This is a genomic window from Clostridium tarantellae (genome assembly GCF_009295725.1).
Lineage (GTDB): Bacteria > Bacillota > Clostridia > Clostridiales > Clostridiaceae > Sarcina > Sarcina tarantellae.
The window spans coordinates 1-3,033 of the sequence record NZ_WHJC01000362.1 but is presented as its reverse complement, the minus strand read 5'-3'; the positions used below and the strand labels follow the sequence as shown (position 1 = coordinate 3,033).

Below are 3,033 nucleotides of genomic sequence, written 5' to 3'. Positions count from 1 at the left end.
GCATTTATATGTTATAATTTAATTACAATATTATTATACTTAATTAGGCATATAGCTTTATTGTATAATCATAAGCCGAAAAAGATTATTTAAAATATCTTTTTCGGTTTTTTTTTTATTAAGGAATATATTTTAAAACATATGTAAATTACTTAATAGGTATAATATATTAAAATAAAGGGGAAAAATTTATGAAAAACAGAAAAATTATCTTTACTTTAATAACAGTTATGTTAGCTAATTCCTTAATAATAAACTTAGGTATTAAAGCAAAAGGTAATACATCAAACGTAGATAAAATAGTTAGTAATATGACTTTAGAAGAAAAGATAGGTCAAATGCTAATGCTTGATTTTAGAAAATGGAACTTAAATGGATGTTTTGAAGAAGATTTCACAGAAATTAATGATGAGGTTGCAAATATTATAGAAAAATATGATTTAGGTGGAGTTATATTATTTGCTCAAAATGTTAAAGGAACAAAACAAACTACTAAATTAGTTCATGATTTACAACAGGTAGCCATTAATGATAAGGATGGAAATTTACCACTATTAATTACTATAGACCAAGAAGGAGGAATTGTTACTAGATTAGGTGCTGGAACAAATCTTCCTGGAAATATGGCCTTAGGAGCAACAAGAAGTGAAAAAAATGCTTATGATGCTGGAAATGTAATGGGTAAAGAATTAGCTTCTCTTGGAATAAATGTGAATTTCGCACCTTCTATAGACGTTAACAATAATCCAAATAATCCAGTTATAGGTTTAAGATCTATATCAAGCAATCCAGAATTAGTGGGAAAATTAGGAGTACAGCTTATTAAAGGAATACAAAATCAGGGAGTATCAGCAGTAGCAAAACACTTTCCAGGTCATGGTGATGTATCGACAGATTCTCATACAGGTTTACCAAGGGTAGATAAATCCTTAGAACAGTTGAAAGAAACAGAACTTATTCCTTTTCAATATGCTGTAAATAATGATGTGGATATGATTATGACGGCTCATATTGAATTTCCACAAATAGAAAAAGAGAAATATATATCCTTAGCAGATGGCAGTGAAATTGAATTACCTGCTACCTTATCAGATGACATAATAAATGGTCTATTAAGAAAAGATATGGGTTATGATGGTGTGGTTATAACTGACGCTATGAATATGGATGCTATTTCAAAGAATTTCGGAGAATTTGAAGCTACCAAATTAGCTATTAATGCTGGAGTAGATATTATATTAATGCCAACAATTTTAAGAAGCACAAAAGATATTAAAAAACTTGATAGTATAATAACTAGTGTTATTGAAGCTGTAAATACTGGTGAAATACCTATGGAAAAGATTAATAATTCTGTAAAAAGAATAGTTAAGCTAAAAATTGATAGGGGTATATTAAATTTAAAAGATGATAATAAAACTTTAGAAGAAAAAATAAATAATGCTAAAACTATAGTAGGTTCTAAAGAACATGGTGATATTGAAAGAAGAATATCAGCAGAAGCTATAACTATTGTTGAAAATAAAGATAATATACTTCCTTTTAATCCTAAGGCAGATGAAAATATTTTACTTATAGCTCCATATGAAAATGAACTTCCTAGTATGAAATTTGCCATTAATAGATTAATTGCAGAAGAAAAAATGCCTTCTTTAAATTTAATTACTCATAGCTATAATAAACAAATGGATTTAACAAAAGAACTTAAAAATAAAATATATAAGGCTAATTATATATTAATACTAACAAAAATGGGAAATGTAACTCATTTGAATTTTAAACATTGGCTTACAGCTACACCAACTGCCATAATAGATTATGCTAATAGCTTAAATAAAGATTTAGTTCTTATAAGTATAGGAAAACCTTATGATGTAGGAGTTTATCCTAATGCTAAAGCAAAGGTTTTAGCTTATGGATATAAAGGAATTGATCCAACAGAAACTGATGGAGGATTAAGCACTAAACAAACTTTTGGTGCCAATATTCCTGCAGCTATAGAAGTAGTTTTTGGAAAAAATAAATCTAAGGGTATTTTACCAGTAGATATCCCCCTTTTAGAAAATAGTTCTTTTAATACTTCAAAAAATGTATATCCTTATGGACATGGATTAACTGATTTAAATAAAAAAGATAATACTCATTAAATATTAATTAAAATAATATAGTTTTTCAAGTTATTAAAGATGAAACCATTGTCAAAATCATAGTATGAAATATTAATTATTCAAATATTAAAATAGTTAGGAAGCTAATCTTTAAAAAGTTCTTAGTGGGTGCTCTCATAGTTATTAATAGCTATAAAAGCACCTACTAAGAACTTCTTTTTAAATATTCTTATAAAAATATATTTTTATGTAAATTTAAAAGCATACTTCCTATTCTGTTTTAATGGTTCCATCGCTATAGATTCTACCTACTTCTATTGTTCCAGTACCTCCATTTTTTATTAGATTAATGCTTGAAATTTTAAAGGTATGATAAGTTTTATCACCATCTTTTTCTTCATCAGGAAATATTAAAATTAAAAGACCTGAATTAATATTTTCATTAAATTTTTCTGTAGTGTAAAGAAAACTATTACTTGATTTATCTTTTTTAAAAGTTAAATTGTTATTATCTTTTAAAACTTTTATAGGAATAGTACTAGCCTCTTTATGATTTGCATATTTATATATACCTAATTTTTCAGCTAATTTTTGCAAATGCAAATTTGACTGAGATTTTATTTTTATTGCTTCTTTATTTTCATTAATATTGCTAGCATTTATACCATTAGATTCATTTATTTCCTTTTTAGTATCATCATTTTTATAGGTTTCAACTGGATTATTACTTGTTTTATTAGAAAAGTTACTAGCAAAATTATTTGCACAGCCTGTTAAGCTAACTAAAAGACTTGTTATTATTATAGATACTAATAATTTTTTTCTCATATTAAATTCTCCTTTTAAATAATCTAGCTAATTATTTAACAGTTTTTCTTTTAGTTTCACAAACCCATATATATTTTTATATAACCCTATTTTTTAA

Annotated in this window: 2 protein-coding genes; one reads left to right on the top strand and one right to left on the bottom strand. The window is 25.8% G+C overall.

Annotated features, from left to right (window positions below):
• Nucleotides 1–191 precede the first annotated feature (191 nt).
• On the top strand, nucleotides 192–2,147 hold the full coding sequence (locus GBZ86_RS14455) for a glycoside hydrolase family 3 protein (protein ID WP_152891808.1): 1,956 nt from the start codon (nucleotides 192–194) through the stop codon (nucleotides 2,145–2,147).
• Between the two features lie 231 nt (nucleotides 2,148–2,378).
• On the opposite strand, the gene GBZ86_RS14450 is transcribed toward GBZ86_RS14455, so the two are convergent.
• On the bottom strand, nucleotides 2,379–2,936 hold the full coding sequence (locus GBZ86_RS14450) for a hypothetical protein (protein ID WP_152891807.1): 558 nt from the start codon (nucleotides 2,934–2,936) through the stop codon (nucleotides 2,379–2,381).
• Nucleotides 2,937–3,033: the final 97 nt, after the last annotated feature.